The organism is Micromonospora sp. NPDC005215 (genome assembly GCF_040607915.1).
Classification (GTDB): domain Bacteria; phylum Actinomycetota; class Actinomycetes; order Mycobacteriales; family Micromonosporaceae; genus Micromonospora.
Genome location: NZ_JBEXHQ010000101.1, coordinates 3,595 through 5,375 on the forward strand (window position 1 = coordinate 3,595; position 1,781 = coordinate 5,375).

Consider the following 1,781-nt stretch of genomic DNA (forward strand, 5'->3'; position numbering starts at 1 on the left):
CTGAGGGAGCGTGGGAACCTGATGGGTAGTAGTCAAGCGATGGGGTGACGCAGGAAGGTAGCTGAGCCCGGCCGGTGGTTGTGCCGGGGTAAGCGTGTAGGCCGTGTTGTAGGCAAATCCGCAACACATTTAAGGCTGAGACGTGATGCCGAGCCGATTCAGGTGAAGTCAGTGATCCTATGCTGCCGAGAAAAGCCTCTAGCGAGTTCTTAGCGGCCCGTACCCCAAACCGACACAGGTGGTCAGGTAGAGAATACCGAGGCGATCGGGCGAACTGTGGTTAAGGAACTCGGCAAATTGCCCCCGTAACTTAGGGAGAAGGGGGGCCGGAGACGTGAAGCCCCGCGCGGGTGGAGCGTTGTATGGCCGCAGAGAGCAGGGGGAAGCGACTGTTTACTAAAAACACAGGTCCATGCGAAGAAGTAATTCGATGTATATGGACTGACGCCTGCCCGGTGCTGGAACGTTAAGGGGACCTGTTAGCTCTTTCGGGGGCGAAGCGGAGAACTTAAGCGCCAGTAAACGGCGGTGGTAACTATAACCATCCTAAGGTAGCGAAATTCCTTGTCGGGTAAGTTCCGACCTGCACGAATGGCGTAACGACTTCCCCACTGTCTCAACCACAGGCCCGGCGAAATTGCAGTACGAGTAAAGATGCTCGTTACGCGCGGCAGGACGGAAAGACCCCGGGACCTTTACTATAGCTTGACATTGGTACTCGAATTAGCTTGTGTAGGATAGGTGGGAGCCGGTGAAGTCCATACGCCAGTATGGGTGGAGGCAATCTTGAAATACCACTCTGGTTGATTTGGGTATCTAACTTCGGACCGTTATCCGGTTCAGGGACAGTGTCTGGTGGGTAGTTTAACTGGGGCGGTTGCCTCCTAAAAGGTAACGGAGGCGCCCAAAGGTTCCCTCAGCCTGGTTGGCAATCAGGTGTTGAGTGCAAGTACACAAGGGAGCTTGACTGTGAGACTGACAGGTCGAGCAGGGACGAAAGTCGGGACTAGTGATCCGGCACTTGCGAGTGGAAGCGGTGTCGCTCAACGGATAAAAGGTACCCCGGGGATAACAGGCTGATCTTCCCCAAGAGTCCATATCGACGGGATGGTTTGGCACCTCGATGTCGGCTCGTCGCATCCTGGGGCTGTAGCAGGTCCCAAGGGTTGGGCTGTTCGCCCATTAAAGCGGTACGCGAGCTGGGTTTAGAACGTCGTGAGACAGTTCGGTCCCTATCCGCCGTGCGCGTAGGATACTTGAGAAGGGCTGTCCCTAGTACGAGAGGACCGGGACGGACGAACCTCTGGTGTGCCAGTTGTCCTGCCAAGGGCACGGCTGGTTAGCTACGTTCGGAAGGGATAACCGCTGAAAGCATCTAAGCGGGAAGCCTGCTTCAAGATGAGGTATCCCACCCACCTTTGGTGGGGTAAGGCCCCCAGCTAGACGACTGGGTTGATAGGCCGGAAATGTAAGCCCGGTAACGGGTTCAGTTGACCGGTACTAATAGGCCGAGGACTTGACTACTAAGCTGCTACGCGTCCACTGTGCAACTCTCGATAAACGAACAACAGACCACTGTGTGGTGTTGTTTGACATGTCGATAGAGTTACGGCGGTCATGGCGGAGGGGAAACGCCCGGTTACATTCCGAACCCGGAAGCTAAGCCCTCCAGCGCCGATGGTACTGCACTCGTGAGGGTGTGGGAGAGTAGGACGCCGCCGGACAATCTTTCCAGAAAGGGTCACCCGATGAGGGTGGCCCTTTCTGCGTTTCCGCACCGC

At 56.2% G+C, this 1,781-nt stretch carries 2 rRNA genes (1 of these 2 running past the window's edge); both read left to right on the forward strand.

The features are described from left to right. Window positions 1-1,524, forward strand: a 23S ribosomal RNA gene (locus ABZU25_RS34270); it begins 1,689 nt to the left of the window's first position. Between the two features lie 83 nt (window positions 1,525-1,607). Beyond that, window positions 1,608-1,724, forward strand: a 5S ribosomal RNA gene (gene rrf, locus ABZU25_RS34275). Window positions 1,725-1,781: the final 57 nt, after the last annotated feature.